Below are 13,708 nucleotides of genomic sequence, written 5' to 3' on the forward strand. Positions count from 1 at the left end.
CATCACATCCTGAACAGGCCGAATTTCGTCGGCTCGATCGGCGCATTCGACGCCGCCGAGAGGCCGAGGCCGAGCACGAGGCGCGTGTCGGCGGGGTCGATCACGCCGTCGTCCCACAGCCGTGCGGTTGCGTAATATGGGTGGCCCTGGCTCTCATATTGCGCGCGAATGGGCTCGCGGAATTTATCTTCCTCTTCCCTGGACCAGCTGTCGCCCTTGGCCTCGATATTGTCGCGGCGGACCTGGCTCAGCACCATCGAAGCCTGCTCGCCGCCCATCACCGAGATGCGCGCGTTCGGCCACATCCAAAGGAAGCGCGGCGCGTAGGCGCGGCCGCACATGCCGTAATTGCCGGCGCCATAGGAGCCGCCGATCACGACCGTAAATTTCGGCACCGACGCCGTCGCGACCGCCGTCACCAGCTTGGCGCCGTCGCGGGCGATGCCGCCGGCCTCGTATTTCTTGCCGACCATGAAGCCGGTGATGTTCTGCAGGAACACCAGCGGAATGCCGCGCTGGCAGCACAGCTCGATGAAATGCGCGCCCTTCAGCGAGCTCTCGCTGAACAAAATGCCGTTGTTGGCAATGATGCCGACCGGATAGCCCCAGATATGGGCGAATCCGCACACCAGGGTCGTGCCATAGAGCTTCTTGAACTCGTCGAACTCCGAGCCGTCGACGATGCGCGCGATGATGTCGCGCACGTCGAACGGCTTGCGGCCGTCGACCGGCACCACGCCGTAAATCTCCTCCGCCGCGAACAGCGGATCGCGCGGCTTATGCATGTTGAGGTTGGGCCGCGCGGACGGCTTCAGCGTGCCGACGATGCGCCGGGCGATGCCGATCGCATGCGCATCGTTCTGGGCGTAGTGATCGGTCACGCCGGACTGCCGCGAATGAACATCGGCGCCGCCGAGCTCCTCCGCGCTGACGACCTCGCCGGTCGCGGCCTTCACCAGCGGCGGGCCGCCGAGGAAGATGGTGCCTTGGTTGCGCACGATGATGCTCTCGTCCGACATCGCCGGCACATAGGCGCCACCGGCGGTGCAGGAGCCCATCACGATCGCGATCTGCGGAATGCCCTGCGACGACATCTGCGCCTGATTGTAGAAGATGCGGCCGAAGTGCCGCTCGTCCGGAAAGATCTCGTCCTGCAGCGGCAGGAAGGCGCCGCCGGAATCCACCAAGTAGACGCAGGGCAGATTGTTCTGCCGCGCGATGTCCTGCGCCCGCAGATGCTTCTTCACCGTCATCGGGTAGTAGGTGCCGCCCTTGATGGTGGCGTCGTTGGCGACGATCACGCATTCACGCCCCGAGATGCGGCCGACCCCGGTGACGACACTGGCCGAATGCACGTCGCCGCCATAGAGGCCGTAGGCCGCGAGCGGCGACAGCTCCAGGAACGAGGTGCCGGGATCGACCAACAGGTCGACGCGCTCACGCGCCAGCATCTTGCCGCGCGCGGTGTGGCGCTGGCGCGAGGCCTCGCCGCCGCCGCCGGCGACTTGGGCAAGCTTTTCGCGCAAGTCGGCGACGAGGCCGCGCATGGCCTCGGAATTGCGCGCAAAATCTGATGAAGACGGATCGATGCTGGAATGGAGCGGCATGGTGATTCCAATGGAGTAAGGGACTTAAGCCGTCTCGGCCATCAGCTCGCGGCCGATCAGCATGCGCCGAACTTCGGAGGTGCCGGCGCCGATCTCGTAGAGTTTTGCGTCGCGCCACAGGCGGCCGACCGGGAATTCGGAGGTATAGCCGACCCCGCCGAGCGCCTGGATCGCCTCGCCCGCCATCCAGGTCGCCTTCTCCGCGGAATAGAGGATCGCAGCAGCAGCGTCCTTGCGCAGGCTGCGCGCATGGTCGGCGCGGTCGCAGGCGCGCCCCACCGCGTAGACATAGGCGCGCGTGGCCTGCCAGGTCGCGTACATGTCGGCGAGCTTGCCCTGCATCAGCTGGAAATCGCCAATCGGCTGACCGAACTGCTTGCGCTCGTGCATGTAGGGCACCACCGCGTCCATGCAGGCCGCCATGATGCCGAGCGGGCCGCCCGAGAGCACCGCGCGCTCATAGTCGAGGCCGGACATCAGCACCTTGACGCCCTCGCCCACCTTGCCCATCACGTTCTCCTCCGGCACCTCGCAATCGTCGAAGAACAGCGGATAGGTGTTGGAGCCGCGCATGCCGAGCTTGTCGAGATGCTGGCCGTGGGTGAAGCCCTTGAAGCCTTTCTCGATGAGGAAGGCGGTCATGCCGCGCGGACCGGCCTCCGGATCGGTCTTGGCATAGACCACCAGCACGTCGGCATCGCCGCCATTGGTGATCCACATCTTGGAGCCGTTGAGCACGTAGCGGTCGCCGCGCTTGTCGGCGCGCAGCTTCATCGAGACGACGTCGGAGCCGGCGCCGGGCTCGGACATCGCGAGCGCACCGACATATTCGCCTGAGATCAGCTTCGGCAGATAGCGCTGCCGCTGCGCGTCATTGCCGTTGCGGCGGATCTGGTTGACGCAGAGGTTGGAATGGGCGCCGTAGGACAGCCCCACGGCCGCCGAGCCGCGCGAGATTTCCTCCATGGCGACGATATGGGCGAGATAGCCCATGTTGGAGCCGCCATATTGCTCCGGCGCGGTCATGCCGAGCAGGCCGAGGTCGCCAAGGCGCTTCCACAGGTCTGCCGGGAACAGGTTGGCCTTCTCGATCTCGGCCGCGCGCGGCGTGATCTCCGCCTCCACGAAGGCGCGGAGCGTGTCGCGCAGCAGGCTGATGTCTTCGCCCAGATCGAAATCGATGCTCGGGATGTTCAAGGCGATTCCTCCGTAATTTGGGTCCGAACCTAGCGAGGTCCGGGACCTTCTCCGGTCGAAAAGGTTGCATTTTCCGCCAAACTTGGCGAGGATTTTCCGGAGGGAATTCCGATGCCTTTTCAAGCCGCAACCGCGATCCCGCGTCGCGCCGTCACCCCTGCCGCCTTCGTCCGCGGCGTGGTCGCAGCCTACGAGCGTTACGGCCGCGATCCCGCGGAGGCGTTGAGCCGGGGTCAGGTTGCGCCGGACCTGGTCAATTCTCCGGATGGGCGGGTCACCGCCGCCCAGTTCGAGGCCCTCGCCGGCCACGCCATGCGCGAGCTCGATGACGAGGCGCTCGGCTGGTTCTCGCGCCGGCTGCCGTGGGGCTCCTACGGCATGCTGTGCCGCGCCTCGATCACCGCGCCGACGCTGGAGGTCGCGCTCAAGCGCTGGTGCCGGCATCACCGCCTGCTCACCGAGGACGTGCTGCTCGAACTCGAAATCGGCGAGGAGACTGCGGTCGTGGCAATCCGGGAGCAGCGTGACCTCGGGGCTTTGCGCGAATTCTGCCTGGTCACCCTGCTCCGCTATGTGCTCGGCTTCTCCTGCTGGGCTGTCGACTCCCAGATCGCACTCCGGGCGGCTGAGTTCCCTTATCCCAAGCCCGGCCACGTCTCGGTCTATCCGACCATCTTTTGCCGGACCGTCCGCTTCGATGCGGACCGCGCGGCCATCATCTTCGACAAGCACTATCTGTCGCTGCCGCTGACGCGCAGCGCGGCCGATCTCGACAACATGCTCAAGGGCGCGCTCCGGCTCACCGTGCTGCCCTACCGGCGCGACCGCCTGCTGGTCGAGCGCGTCCGCCGCGTGCTGCGCAATGCGCGCGGACGCGTCCTCGGGGCCGAGGACGTCGCCAGCGAGCTTGCGCTCTCCACCCGCACGATGCATCGCCGCCTGCGCGAGGAGTCCACCTCGCTGCGCGATCTCAAGGAGGAGGCGAAATTCGAGCTCGCCAAACAGGAGCTGATGCGCGGCCGCACGCCGATCAAGCGCATCGCGGAGATTGCCGGATTCCGCAACGAGAAGAGCTTCTCGCGCGCTTTCCGCACCTGGACCGGTGCCAGCCCGCGCGAGTTTCGGGGGCGGTATCGCTGAGACGCGCCTCTGAACTTCAGATTTGATGGGGGGATATTCGAAGCGCTACCCAGCCGCCTCCGCCACCGCGACCTCCTGCAAAGGCAGCGGCACGTCCTTGGCAACCCCGAGCACGGGGAAGCTGCGGACGTTCTTGACGTTTGGCATCGCGGCGAAATGCAGGAGCTGTTGGCGCATGCTCTCGACACTCGGCGCCACGCATTTGAGGAGATAGTCAGTATCGCCGGAAATCCGCCAGCATTGCTGGATGCGCGGGATCGCGGCGATCGAGCTCTCGAACGCCTCCAGCACCGGCTGGGCCTGGCTGCCGAGCTGGATCGAGACGAACGACACCACCTCGTAGCCGAGCAGCCGCTCGTCGATCACGGCGCGCACTGCCCGGATCACGCCGCGGCTGAACAGCGACTTCAGCCGCCGCAGGCAGTTCGGCGCGGACACACCGACCCGCAGTGCCAGCTCGTTGTTGCGAACCCGCCCGTCCTGCTGCAGCTCGGATAGGATTTTCAGATCGACGCCGTCGAGCTGGTCACGCCCCGCCATACCCCGCCCCGCCATGGTCGTGTCATGCGAGGCAGCGAAGCACGGCGGGAAATGGCTGCCAAGGGTTCTTGGGCAAGGGTTCTTGGGCAAGGGTTCTTGGGCAAGGGTTCTTGGGCAAGGGTTCTTGGGCTCGGGCGACCAGCCGCTCCCTTCGTCATGGCCGGGCTCGTCCCTGCCATCCACGTTCTTCATCTACAAAAACGTGGATGCCCGGGCCTTCGCCTCGCCGAAGCGGCTTCGGCCGCGCAGGCGGGACAAGCCCGGGCATGACGGCACTTTGGATGCTTCGGATGAGAATGGCCCCTCAATGCGTCCAGGGCTCGCCGCGACGGAACGAGAAATTGTCGGCATAGGCAACCGGCCGGCGGATCGACTCCTTGGGCTCGATCACCTGATAGGCGATGCCCTTGCGCTCGCAATAGGCGATCGCCTCTTCCTTGCTGTGGAAGCGCAGCGTAATTTGCTGCTTCATGTCGGCCGACGAAGTCCAGCCCATCAGCGGCTCAACCGACCGCGGCTGCTCCGGCTCGTAGTCGAGCTGCCATTCCTTGGTCTTGGACCGGCCGGATTGCATCGCGTTCTTGGCAGGCTTGAAAATGCGTGCGGTCATGACTGGTCCGGGGCCTCTTCGTCTTTTCGTTCGATTTCGATGCGTCACGGTGGCAGTTGGTGGAAATCTCGGGGATAGTATAGAGAAACCGGTTGGGAACTGATCGTGATTCCGGCCCCGGCACCCTCGCCAACGGTATAGTCACTATGCTGCACCGTGACAATTGCGTACCCGCCTTCCGCGCCGGGATCCCGCCCGACGCCGTCTCGTCGATACCAGCAGATCCGTCCTCTTCGAGAGCTTCTGTCGCATGGCCTTCCTGAACATCAACGCCACGCTGCCCGAAAAGGGCCGTGACCTCAGGCTCGACCTGTTTCGCGGTGTCGCGAACTGGGCGATCTTTCTCGACCACATCCCCGACAACGTCGTGAACTGGATCACGACCCGCAACTACGGCTTTTCCGACGCGGCCGACCTGTTCGTGTTCATCTCCGGCTACACCGCCTCCTTCGTCTATGCACGGATGATGCTGGACCGCGGCTTCATCGTCGGCGCGACGCGGCTGACCAAGCGGGTCTGGCAGCTCTATGTCGCCCACATCATCCTGTTCGTGATCTACATTGCTTCGATCAGCTATCTCGCGCTGCGCTTCGGCGATTCCGAGATGATCAACGAGTTCAATGTCGCCGGCCTCGTCGACAACGCCACCGAGACGCTGCGCCAGGGCCTGTTCCTGCGCTTCAAGCCGCTCAACCTCGACGTGCTGCCGCTCTACATCGTGCTGATGGGCCTGTTCCCGCCGGTGCTGTGGTTCATGCTGCGCAAGCCCGATTTGACGATGATCCTGTCGATCGTGCTGTGGCTCGCCGCGCGCCATTTCGGCTGGAATCTCACCGCCTATCCGGCCGGCCAGTGGTACTTCAATCCGTATTGCTGGCAGGTGCTGTTCGTGTTCGGCGCCTGGTGCTCCATGGGCGGCGCGCGCCGCTCGATCGCGCTGATCAATTCGCCTGTTACGCTGTGGGTCTGCCTCGGTTATCTCCTGTTCGCGCTGGTCATGACCATGGCCGGCCGTTTCCCCGCCTTCGGCGGCATGTTCCCGGAATGGCTGTTCTCGGCCTTCAACCCCAATGACAAGACCAACCTCGCGCCGTACCGCTTCCTCCATTTCGTGGTGATCGTGATCCTGGTGATCCGCTTCGTGCCGAAGGAGTGGCCGGGGCTGGAGTGGAAGGTGTTCGACCCCTTGATCGTCTGCGGCCAGCAGTCGCTCGCCGTGTTCTGCGTCGGCGTGTTCCTGTCCTTCGTCGGTCATTTCGAGCTGTCGATGAGCTCGGGCTCGCTGCTCGCGCAGATCTTCGTCAGTGTCGCCGGCATCGCGATCATGACGACCGTGGCCTATTACATCTCGTGGTCGAAGAAGCAGGACAAGCCGCTGAAGCCGCCGCCGGCCAAGCCGGCTGCCGAAGCGAAGGCGGCCTGAGAGAGGCGGCTAAGCCGCCTCTTCGCCGTCGAACTCGGTGAACTTCTTGTAGATCCAGTCGCGGCCGTCGTGGCGACGCCAGACCTTGCCGAGCACGAACTGCCCGTTGATGGAGCGGCGCGGTACGATCACCGTCCAGAGGTGCCAGATCTCGGTCCAGTTCGATTGCGGACCGACGGTCCTGATGTTGGGATCAAGAGACATGGGGCAGAACTCGCTGGCGCAGAACTCAAAAGATGCGCGCGCCGCGACGAACCGTCATCTGTGGTCGCACAGAGTGAAAGCAGCCCATCGCGAGCCGGGACCGACGTGATAACAGCCACGCAGACGACCGCAACAGCCGCTCGCCTTTAACCTTGCCGATCAACCTTACTTCTTGGGATGGGGCGGCGCGATCGGTTGAAAGTCGGCGCCGGTTTTTCTAGAATGTCCGTGATTTGAGGGCGAGCGCGCCGTTTCGGCGCACAGTGATTTCTACACTGAACTTTGCAGACGATCGGACGTTTGGAAGCAAGTAGATTGCGGGGGGACGACAATGATGAAATTGCAATGGGCACGTCTGCGCCTCGCGCTCCGCGTGGCGCGGCCCGCGTCAATCGTGAGCACGGCCTCGCAAGAGCCACCGCAAGCCGCCAACGACAACCAGATGGCCTGGTCGTACGTCCCATTTCCGCCCGGCTGGTGCGCGTCGAACTGACGAGCGCGGCCCGAAAAGCGCAACGCCGCACAAGCGGAATATTCATCGCTTGGCGGCGTCCGTTTAGACATTGGGCGCTGAAATCCCCAACACGGATTTGTCGATGGCGACGGGCGAAGGTTCGATGAGGTCTTGCTGATTTCCGCGCGATGCGGAGGCCGGACGCGTGGATGTGGCCATTGCCGGTTGGATGCTGACCTCTAGGCCAGCGCCGCCCGGGACTGGTCGGGGCAGCTGGATTCGAACCAACGACCTGCAGTACCCAAAACTGCCGCGCTACCAGGCTGCGCTATACCCCGAATGTCCGGCGAGCCCCGTCGATACACGCTTCCCGGTGCGCCAGCAAGCTTCCAAAAGCCGCCGGCCGGGGCGGCAATAGCCCTGCCCGCCCTATTTGCCGCCGAACAGGGGGTGACCAACGCGGTCACCGGGACGGATGCCGTACTTCTGCGCCGTTCCCGCCACCACCTCCAGCACGGCCCGGGCGGGCCCCCGGGAGGAGATGATCTTCGTCGACAACGGCTCGGTATTCTCGGCGATGCGCAAAATGCGGCCATCGGCGCGGATGAAGATCATGTCGAGCGAAACATAAGTGTTCTTCATCCACATCGAGATTTCCTGCTCGGGATTGAAGTCGAACAGCATGCCTTTGCCGTCGGCCAATTCCTTGCGGTACATCAGGCCGGTCTCCTTCTCCTCCGCGGTCGTTGCCATCTCGACCGAGAACACCTGCACGCCGTTCTTGGTGACGATCTCGAGCGGCTGGAAGCTGGCGGCGCCGACCGGCGCGCCGGCGACGGCCCAGAAGGCGATGACGAGGATGGCGGCCAGCCAGCCCTTCAGAGCGGACCAGACGGCCTTTCGATCAGAATTCATGGGGGCTCTCGCGGCGTGGGACTTAAAGTCAGTCCTTACGCGGCGACCGCCCGAAAAGGAAGAGGCGCGCCGGACTCGCAGCGCGCCTCTGCTCACGATTGCGGGAATTCTTAGTGCGACTGCAATCCCGGCGATCCGGTCTCGGGATGGATCTCGGCCGCCATCATGCCCTTGGAGCCGGGCCCGAAGCGGACCAGCACATACTGGCCCGGCCTGAGCTCGGTCATGCCGAAGCGGCGCAGCGTCTCCATATGCACGAAGATATCGGGGGTGCCCTCGCCGCAGGTCAGGAAGCCGAAGCCGCGCAGCCGGTTGAACCATTTGACCTGGGCCCGTTCCAGCCCGCTGGTCGGGGTGACCGTGACATGGGTGCGCGGCGGCAGCATCTGCGCCGGATGGATCGCGGTCGATTCGTCCATCGAGACGACGCGGAAAGCCTGGTAGCCCTTGGCGCGCTGGATGCACTCGACGACGATGCGGGCGCCTTCATAAGCCGTCTGGAAGCCGTCGCGCCTAAGCACGGTAACGTGCAGCAGGACGTCGGGCCAACCATTGTCGGGAACGATGAAGCCGTAGCCTTTGGAGGCGTCGAACCATTTGATGACGCCGGTGACCTCGACGAGGTTGGCGCTGGCTTCGCCCAATCCGGTGAAGGGACTGAGTGCGGTGTCGCGGCCGGCGCTGCCATGCTCGCTCGGCGTCAAGCGCCCCGGCGAGGTGCCCTGTCCGGGAACTCCAAGCTTCTTGGACTCAAATCCGTCCGACGACCCCATAACCCCGGACCCCACACTGCCATGCAACCCGCCACATTGGCGGCGCTCGAATCACGCGTCTTAAGAGAATGTTCTCAATTCGACGCGACGCGAATCTTTCGACTCAAAAGATAACACTCCCGGTTGCGACGCATAGACAAAAAAGAGATTCGCCGGAACCTATGAACAGCTTGCACAGCCGCGAATCAAATTGACGCCTCAATTTGCGACAAAGGGCCCGAGAGTCTCGCCGATGTCGTGGTGGATGACGAGGTCGGCGATGTCGTCCTGCTCGGTCGGCTCGCGATTGATGATCACGAGACGTGCACCGGCGCGCTTGGCCATCATCGGAAAACCGGCGGCCGGCCAGACCACCAGTGAGGAACCGACCGCGATGAAGAGATCGCAAGCCTGCGACAGCGCTGTCGCGCGCTGCATCTCGTCCTCCGGCATCATCTGGCCGAAGGAAATCGTGGCGGTTTTCACCGGCTCGTCGCAAGCGGTGCAGTTGGGCGCCGCGCCATCGTTGTCGAAACGGCGCCTCACCCAGTCGAGCGGATAGGCCTGCCCACAACCGATGCAGCGCGCATAAGTGGTATTTCCGTGAAGTTCAACCACGTGCTCCGGCGCGAAGCCCGAGGCCTGGTGCAGGTTGTCGATGTTCTGGGTGATGACGGCGGGAACCTTGCCGGCGCGGTAGAGCGATGCCAGCGCCCGATGGCCGCGGCCGGGCTTCGCTGCGGCAAAGACCGCCTCCATCGCAAAGCGCCGGCGCCAGGATTCGTCCCGCGCCTCCTGGCTCGCGACGAACTCGTCGAACGGGATCGGACGGTTGCGCGTCCAAATTCCGCCCGGCGAGCGGAAGTCGGGAATGCCGCATTCGGTCGAGATGCCGGCACCGGTGAACGGCACGATGGTCCTGGCATCGGCGATCATGTCGCCGAGCCGCTCGATACCGCTCTGAAGATCCGATGCGATCAATCGCGCCTCCCGACTCCGTTTGGCCTGACAGCAACATGCGCAAGCGGCAAGATCGTTGACGCTCTTATCAAGCGCCAACGCAACGCGCTCGGCAATTTCTTCCGACCTTCGCATATCACAATCCTGCAATGCCTCCTCCCCATTGACGCCCCATTCGGAAGTGCCAATGGATGTGTTGACGCGACTCAACGTGATTGCGGCGGCAGTGCTTGAGTTCAGATGTGCACATACTCAAGGTGTAGAGGGGAGATTTGACATGACCGAGGACGAACAGCGCAAAGAGCGCGAACGCGAAGAGATCGCCGCCCGTGTCGCCGCCTTCCGTGCCACTCAGGAAAAGTTCAAGCGCGAGCGCGAGGAATACTTCGTGTCGACGCTGGAGAATGCCCGCAAGGTCGAGCGGCCCTCGCTCTGGCCGTAATCGGTCGCGCCGGCAGGGCGCGACGACATGCGAATGAAAAAAAGCCCGGAGCAGCGCTCCGGGCTTTTCGCTATCGGCGATCACTCAATTGCCGGACTTACCAATGGCGCCAGTGGTGGTGGCGTCGGTAGTACGGCCCGCCGTAATAGGCATACGGACCCGGTCCGTAATAATAGCTCGGGCCGTCATAATAGCCGTAGCGGGGGCCGTAATAGCCATAGGGATGGGAGGCTGCGACCGCGCCCGCGGTGATGGCGCCGGCGGCAAGGCCGAACGCCAGGCCCGGCCCGATGCCGCGGTGACCTGCCTCGGCGGGCGCAGGGGCCGCGACCGCGGTCACGCCAACGGCTGCGACGGTGGCCAGAACTGCCAGTGTCTTCTTCATGCTCTCCTCCTTCGCTGCAGGGGGTAACCGCGAGCGCCTGCGATGGTTGCGCGGAACGCAGGGAACCGATCGCGGTCAAAAAATGTCGATGCAGCGGGAACGAAATCGCCTGTGGCGGATTGACGTTCCAAGTGCGGGCGCCTCCGCCATCCGGGTTGAGGCGACAGCACGAAGACCCCGTCAGCATCTCCGCGATGCTGGCGGGGTTTTCAGTTTCACGGGAGCAGATGGCAGCAGACCATGACGGTTGCCAGCAGGGACGACGATCGAGGAGGAAAGCTTGCCGTTATCCGCTTTGCTGGCCCGTATCCGCAAAATGGTTCCCAGATCCGACGATGAGCACTACGACGAGATCGTCCGCAGCTTCGGTGTCGGCACGCTGCGCCCACCGCCGACGCCGATGAGCGACCGCGAGCTGGCGCAGGCCATCGCCGAGTTCCTGAAGGAGCAGCCGTCGAGCGAATCCGTCGCGACCCTCGGCCGAAGGCTCGACCCCTCCTCTCCGCTTTGAATTTCTCTGCGGGAGTACGGAACCGGGATTACGCGCGGACGTTGAATCTTTCCTCACGCTGAGCGGAGGGAAGGAGGCCGATATGCCTGCCTGGCTCGAAATCTTGCTCAACCTGTCCGGCTATGCTGGCTTCGTGGCGCTCGCCTCGCGCGGTGCCGCATGCCCGCAGGCACGGGCCGACGACCAACGAGGTGGCGACGAGCGTTAATTGGCGCGCGGTGCCTGGCCGGCCGTGCGGACCAGCCGGTCGGCCTTGACCGCAACGCGCGTGTCCTCGGCCTGCGGCCGCAGCGAGAAGCTGATCACGACGAAAGCAAGACAGAACAGCGCGCCGACGACGGCAACGCGCCGGTAGGTGTGCCGGTCGCCTTGAAAAAAGGACGGCTCTGAAAAAGGCATCATGGCAAATTGCTTCTTGGGCAAATCGTTCTTTGGCAACGTCGTTTCTTGCTTGTCTTTGCCGAACACCTACCCCAAGGCGCAGCAAGCGCAACGCGATTGGGCTTTTAACCTAACCGAATAGGGTTATCGGCATCCGCGTAAGCTATCGTTAGCCAGACCGCAGCCGGCAGCTCCGCGGCGCGCTTTGTTCCAGCTTCGACTCCATTTCGTTCGCGAAGAACGAATCGGAGTCGCAAGAATCAGCGCAGAGCAATTCCTAACGATCGATGAAAGCGCGCACGCTCACACGTTCGCCGCGGCAGGACTCTTCGGCGGCAAGACCCTGCAACAAGACCCTTCTGCAACAAGACCTTCTCCGACAAAACTCCGCGACAAGAGTTCGCCAGCAAGAGTTCGCCGGCAGGCAACGCGGCGACAGATCAAGCGCGCTCCCCTCAGAGCGGATCGCGCTCGCGCGTCGCCGCGTTGCGTCGATGCTAGGTCAGGCCGCCCGCTTCGCCTTCTCCTTCGAGAAGCATTCGAGGATCTGGATGCGGAGCTCTTCCGCGGCAGGGCCCTCGAGCTTCCTGAGCTCGTTCCAGAGCCTGATCACTTCGCGCTGTTTTTCGACGGTCATGAGCAACCTCCAACGGTCCACCTGGGCGGCTCATACTAGAACAAAATGAGAACAAAAAGTCCAGCCCCCACCGGCGAAATTTCCTGGGGCGGTGTTGAACCTTTGCGGCGCAGCAAGCACTCATTGAAGCTGGGGATTTCAGCGCCCAGTTACACGGCAGCGCCGCCTGACGAACATATTCCGTCACGGCGGCGCTGTTGCTTTTTGCAATTTCAACTTTAGGTTAGGAGCCTTGGCTGTCGGCCAGGCGCTGAAATCCCAACGCCGTCAGCCAAAAGAGCCTCGCGCGAAAGCGCGGGGCTTTTTCTTGTGAAAGCGAGTGAGGATGGTGACGGAACGGGGCTTGCCGTTCCCGATGGCGCGAGCACCGCGCGCTACGGCTTGTCGTGATGGTCTGGTGATGTTCGGCATCGCCATGGCCGAGCCCACCTGGTCTTCAGCGGTTGATCGCTGCGGCGTCGCGCCAATGAGCGCGCCGCAACGACATCGCCGGCACGTCAGACGGCGTCCTTGGCCACCTTCAGCGGCGAGGCTTTGACCGACTTGCTGGCGGGCTTCGCCGCGAACTGCATCGGCTCCTTGGTGAAGGGATTGACGCCCATGCGGGCTTCGGTCGCCGGCTTGTTCACGACCGACATCTTCACGAAGCCGGGAATGACGAACTCGCCGGACTCGTTGAGCTCCTTGTAGCCGACGGTCGCCATGTACTCGATCACGGACTTCACGTCGTTCTTCGAAAGCTGCGTGCCCTCGGCAATTGCATCGATCAATTGGGTCTTCGTCATCTTTGCCATGGTCTGAATTCCTTTGAATGGGTGCGCGGAGCAATCTGCTGCTGGGGACGCGGCCGGACCCGCGAATGCGCGCTGCTGATTCATGCCAGAAGTCATGAAGTGATCGGGCTTAGACCCTATCGAGGCCGAAAACGCAAGCATGGGCTCTGCGGGGTTCCGGACTTCCTGTGCAAGATGTTGTAAGACCTGCAATTTTCTTGAACCTGCCAGAGCACCGCGCCTGCTATAAGGTCGCAAGTTTTCCGATGGGGTGCTGATGAAGGTCGCTATCGTCATTGCAGGTTTGATCGTGTTCGCTGTCGCAGCCCTCGTCGCGATCCAGCCAGGCTTCTTGAAGCCTGCGTCGCTTGCGCTCGTGAAAAAGTCCGACATCTTCGGCTTCTCGCCGGGGATGACATTCGATGAGGCGAGCAAGCTCGTCAGTCAACGCCACTATCTCTGCCGGCAGAGCCGAGGTCCGTACACCCTCGAATGCGAGATCAACGGCGCCAAGGTCACAGCCCACGGCGTTGAAGCCGACGCCAGGCATCCGATCTGGCGCGTCGATGCGACGCTGAACAATCCCGGATCGCAGGACACCGCCGTCAAATCGATCTCCGAGCAGTTCAACGCACCGGCCATCAAGGACCGCGAAGGCTGGACTTGGATCGTCGGCCGCGGGCTCAAGCTGAGCTATGACGGCGCCACCTTGAACCTCGTCGACGAGGCCGCGGAGGCCAGGCTTCGCAACAACGAAGCCAAGCGCTAAAGCGAAGT

The 13,708-nt window shown here is 63.5% G+C and carries 18 protein-coding genes and 1 tRNA gene; 6 read left to right on the top strand and 13 right to left on the bottom strand.

Annotated features, from left to right (window positions below; genetic code table 11):
• Positions 1-2: 2 nt before the first annotated feature.
• Complete coding sequence (locus tag ACNJYD_RS20125) at positions 3-1,607, bottom strand: carboxyl transferase domain-containing protein (RefSeq protein ID WP_212257016.1); 1,605 nt, start codon at positions 1,605-1,607, stop codon at positions 3-5.
• A 24-nt stretch (positions 1,608-1,631) separates the two neighbouring features.
• Positions 1,632-2,804: an isovaleryl-CoA dehydrogenase gene (locus ACNJYD_RS20130; RefSeq protein WP_212257015.1), complete on the bottom strand. Its 1,173-nt coding sequence runs from the start codon at positions 2,802-2,804 to the stop codon at positions 1,632-1,634.
• Positions 2,805-2,915: 111 nt separating this feature from the next.
• Here ACNJYD_RS20130 and ACNJYD_RS20135 point away from each other — a divergent pair, with 111 nt between their 5' ends.
• Positions 2,916-3,944, top strand: a complete 1,029-nt coding sequence (locus ACNJYD_RS20135; protein WP_439363121.1) for an AraC family transcriptional regulator — start codon at positions 2,916-2,918, stop codon at positions 3,942-3,944.
• A 45-nt stretch (positions 3,945-3,989) separates the two neighbouring features.
• Here ACNJYD_RS20135 and ACNJYD_RS20140 read toward each other — a convergent pair whose 3' ends face one another.
• Both ACNJYD_RS20140 and ACNJYD_RS20145 read right to left on the bottom strand, forming a co-directional pair.
• Positions 3,990-4,484, bottom strand: a complete 495-nt coding sequence (locus ACNJYD_RS20140) for an Lrp/AsnC family transcriptional regulator (protein WP_172789574.1) — start codon at positions 4,482-4,484, stop codon at positions 3,990-3,992.
• A 304-nt stretch (positions 4,485-4,788) separates the two neighbouring features.
• Positions 4,789-5,094: an ETC complex I subunit gene (locus ACNJYD_RS20145; RefSeq protein WP_172789567.1), complete on the bottom strand. Its 306-nt coding sequence runs from the start codon at positions 5,092-5,094 to the stop codon at positions 4,789-4,791.
• A gap of 250 nt (positions 5,095-5,344) precedes the next feature.
• Here ACNJYD_RS20145 and ACNJYD_RS20150 point away from each other — a divergent pair, with 250 nt between their 5' ends.
• Positions 5,345-6,517, top strand: coding sequence for an OpgC domain-containing protein (locus ACNJYD_RS20150; protein WP_260383578.1), 1,173 nt, complete (start codon positions 5,345-5,347; stop codon positions 6,515-6,517).
• 9 nt (positions 6,518-6,526) lie between these two features.
• Here the strand turns inward: ACNJYD_RS20150 and ACNJYD_RS20155 are convergent, their stop codons facing one another.
• The 5 genes from ACNJYD_RS20155 to ACNJYD_RS20175 all read right to left on the bottom strand — a co-directional run bounded on the left by ACNJYD_RS20155 (position 6,527) and on the right by ACNJYD_RS20175 (position 9,823).
• Positions 6,527-6,721 carry a hypothetical protein gene (locus ACNJYD_RS20155; RefSeq protein ID WP_172789565.1) on the bottom strand — a complete coding sequence of 65 codons (195 nt, stop codon included), beginning with the start codon at positions 6,719-6,721 and terminating at the stop codon, positions 6,527-6,529.
• Between the two features lie 715 nt (positions 6,722-7,436).
• Positions 7,437-7,513, bottom strand: a tRNA-Pro gene (locus tag ACNJYD_RS20160).
• A 91-nt stretch (positions 7,514-7,604) separates the two neighbouring features.
• Positions 7,605-8,090 carry a DUF192 domain-containing protein gene (locus tag ACNJYD_RS20165; protein ID WP_212257013.1) on the bottom strand — a complete coding sequence of 162 codons (486 nt, stop codon included), beginning with the start codon at positions 8,088-8,090 and terminating at the stop codon, positions 7,605-7,607.
• Positions 8,091-8,200: 110 nt separating this feature from the next.
• Complete coding sequence (locus ACNJYD_RS20170; RefSeq protein WP_172789563.1) at positions 8,201-8,863, bottom strand: cold-shock protein; 663 nt, start codon at positions 8,861-8,863, stop codon at positions 8,201-8,203.
• A 198-nt stretch (positions 8,864-9,061) separates the two neighbouring features.
• Positions 9,062-9,823: an SIR2 family NAD-dependent protein deacylase gene (locus ACNJYD_RS20175; RefSeq protein ID WP_439363122.1), complete on the bottom strand. Its 762-nt coding sequence runs from the start codon at positions 9,821-9,823 to the stop codon at positions 9,062-9,064.
• A gap of 256 nt (positions 9,824-10,079) precedes the next feature.
• On the opposite strand from ACNJYD_RS20175, the gene ACNJYD_RS20180 reads away from it, so the two are divergent.
• On the top strand, positions 10,080-10,244 hold the full coding sequence (locus tag ACNJYD_RS20180; RefSeq protein ID WP_008558907.1) for a hypothetical protein: 165 nt from the start codon (positions 10,080-10,082) through the stop codon (positions 10,242-10,244).
• 97 nt (positions 10,245-10,341) lie between these two features.
• On the opposite strand, the gene ACNJYD_RS20185 is transcribed toward ACNJYD_RS20180, so the two are convergent.
• Entirely contained in the window at positions 10,342-10,629 is a 288-nt protein-coding gene (locus ACNJYD_RS20185) for a hypothetical protein (RefSeq protein ID WP_172789561.1), read from the bottom strand.
• Between the two features lie 280 nt (positions 10,630-10,909).
• Here ACNJYD_RS20185 and ACNJYD_RS20190 point away from each other — a divergent pair, with 280 nt between their 5' ends.
• Both ACNJYD_RS20190 and ACNJYD_RS20195 read left to right on the top strand, forming a co-directional pair.
• The gene (locus ACNJYD_RS20190; RefSeq protein WP_439363123.1) at positions 10,910-11,140 is read left to right on the top strand and encodes a hypothetical protein; all 231 of its coding nucleotides are present in this window, start codon (positions 10,910-10,912) and stop codon (positions 11,138-11,140) included.
• Positions 11,141-11,222: 82 nt separating this feature from the next.
• Positions 11,223-11,348, top strand: coding sequence for a hypothetical protein (locus tag ACNJYD_RS20195; RefSeq protein ID WP_439363124.1), 126 nt, complete (start codon positions 11,223-11,225; stop codon positions 11,346-11,348).
• Here ACNJYD_RS20195 and ACNJYD_RS20200 read toward each other — a convergent pair.
• The 3 genes from ACNJYD_RS20200 to ACNJYD_RS20210 all read right to left on the bottom strand — a co-directional run bounded on the left by ACNJYD_RS20200 (position 11,345) and on the right by ACNJYD_RS20210 (position 12,952).
• Positions 11,345-11,542, bottom strand: a complete 198-nt coding sequence (locus ACNJYD_RS20200; RefSeq protein ID WP_212257284.1) for a hypothetical protein — start codon at positions 11,540-11,542, stop codon at positions 11,345-11,347. The genes ACNJYD_RS20195 and ACNJYD_RS20200 overlap by 4 nt on opposite strands.
• A 481-nt stretch (positions 11,543-12,023) precedes the next feature.
• Positions 12,024-12,158 carry a hypothetical protein gene (locus ACNJYD_RS20205; protein WP_256456618.1) on the bottom strand — a complete coding sequence of 45 codons (135 nt, stop codon included), beginning with the start codon at positions 12,156-12,158 and terminating at the stop codon, positions 12,024-12,026.
• Positions 12,159-12,655: 497 nt separating this feature from the next.
• The gene (locus ACNJYD_RS20210) at positions 12,656-12,952 is read right to left on the bottom strand and encodes an HU family DNA-binding protein (protein WP_018323108.1); all 297 of its coding nucleotides are present in this window, start codon (positions 12,950-12,952) and stop codon (positions 12,656-12,658) included.
• Between the two features lie 256 nt (positions 12,953-13,208).
• Here ACNJYD_RS20210 and ACNJYD_RS20215 point away from each other — a divergent pair, with 256 nt between their 5' ends.
• Positions 13,209-13,700: a hypothetical protein gene (locus ACNJYD_RS20215; protein WP_439363125.1), complete on the top strand. Its 492-nt coding sequence runs from the start codon at positions 13,209-13,211 to the stop codon at positions 13,698-13,700.
• Positions 13,701-13,708: the final 8 nt, after the last annotated feature.

The organism is Bradyrhizobium sp. SPXBL-02, assembly GCF_051853065.1.
Taxonomy (GTDB): Bacteria; Pseudomonadota; Alphaproteobacteria; order Rhizobiales; family Xanthobacteraceae; genus Bradyrhizobium.

What these genes read in the sequence shown, in the direction of transcription:
- ACNJYD_RS20150 (WP_260383578.1), top strand. Translation starts at nt 5,345, where the DNA reads ATGGCCTTCCTGAACATCAACGCCACGCTGCCCGAAAAGGGCCGTGAC.
- ACNJYD_RS20140 (WP_172789574.1), bottom strand. Translation starts at nt 4,484, where the DNA reads ATGGCGGGGCGTGACCAGCTCGACGGCGTCGATCTGAAAATCCTATCC.
- ACNJYD_RS20200 (WP_212257284.1), bottom strand. Translation starts at nt 11,542, where the DNA reads ATGATGCCTTTTTCAGAGCCGTCCTTTTTTCAAGGCGACCGGCACACC.
- ACNJYD_RS20185 (WP_172789561.1), bottom strand. Translation starts at nt 10,629, where the DNA reads ATGAAGAAGACACTGGCAGTTCTGGCCACCGTCGCAGCCGTTGGCGTG.
- ACNJYD_RS20125 (WP_212257016.1), bottom strand. Translation starts at nt 1,607, where the DNA reads ATGCCGCTCCATTCCAGCATCGATCCGTCTTCATCAGATTTTGCGCGC.
- ACNJYD_RS20195 (WP_439363124.1), top strand. Translation starts at nt 11,223, where the DNA reads ATGCCTGCCTGGCTCGAAATCTTGCTCAACCTGTCCGGCTATGCTGGC.
- ACNJYD_RS20170 (WP_172789563.1), bottom strand. Translation starts at nt 8,863, where the DNA reads ATGGGGTCGTCGGACGGATTTGAGTCCAAGAAGCTTGGAGTTCCCGGA.
- ACNJYD_RS20165 (WP_212257013.1), bottom strand. Translation starts at nt 8,090, where the DNA reads ATGAATTCTGATCGAAAGGCCGTCTGGTCCGCTCTGAAGGGCTGGCTG.
- ACNJYD_RS20145 (WP_172789567.1), bottom strand. Translation starts at nt 5,094, where the DNA reads ATGACCGCACGCATTTTCAAGCCTGCCAAGAACGCGATGCAATCCGGC.
- ACNJYD_RS20135 (WP_439363121.1), top strand. Translation starts at nt 2,916, where the DNA reads ATGCCTTTTCAAGCCGCAACCGCGATCCCGCGTCGCGCCGTCACCCCT.
- ACNJYD_RS20155 (WP_172789565.1), bottom strand. Translation starts at nt 6,721, where the DNA reads ATGTCTCTTGATCCCAACATCAGGACCGTCGGTCCGCAATCGAACTGG.
- ACNJYD_RS20180 (WP_008558907.1), top strand. Translation starts at nt 10,080, where the DNA reads ATGACCGAGGACGAACAGCGCAAAGAGCGCGAACGCGAAGAGATCGCC.
- ACNJYD_RS20205 (WP_256456618.1), bottom strand. Translation starts at nt 12,158, where the DNA reads ATGACCGTCGAAAAACAGCGCGAAGTGATCAGGCTCTGGAACGAGCTC.
- ACNJYD_RS20215 (WP_439363125.1), top strand. Translation starts at nt 13,209, where the DNA reads ATGAAGGTCGCTATCGTCATTGCAGGTTTGATCGTGTTCGCTGTCGCA.
- ACNJYD_RS20210 (WP_018323108.1), bottom strand. Translation starts at nt 12,952, where the DNA reads ATGGCAAAGATGACGAAGACCCAATTGATCGATGCAATTGCCGAGGGC.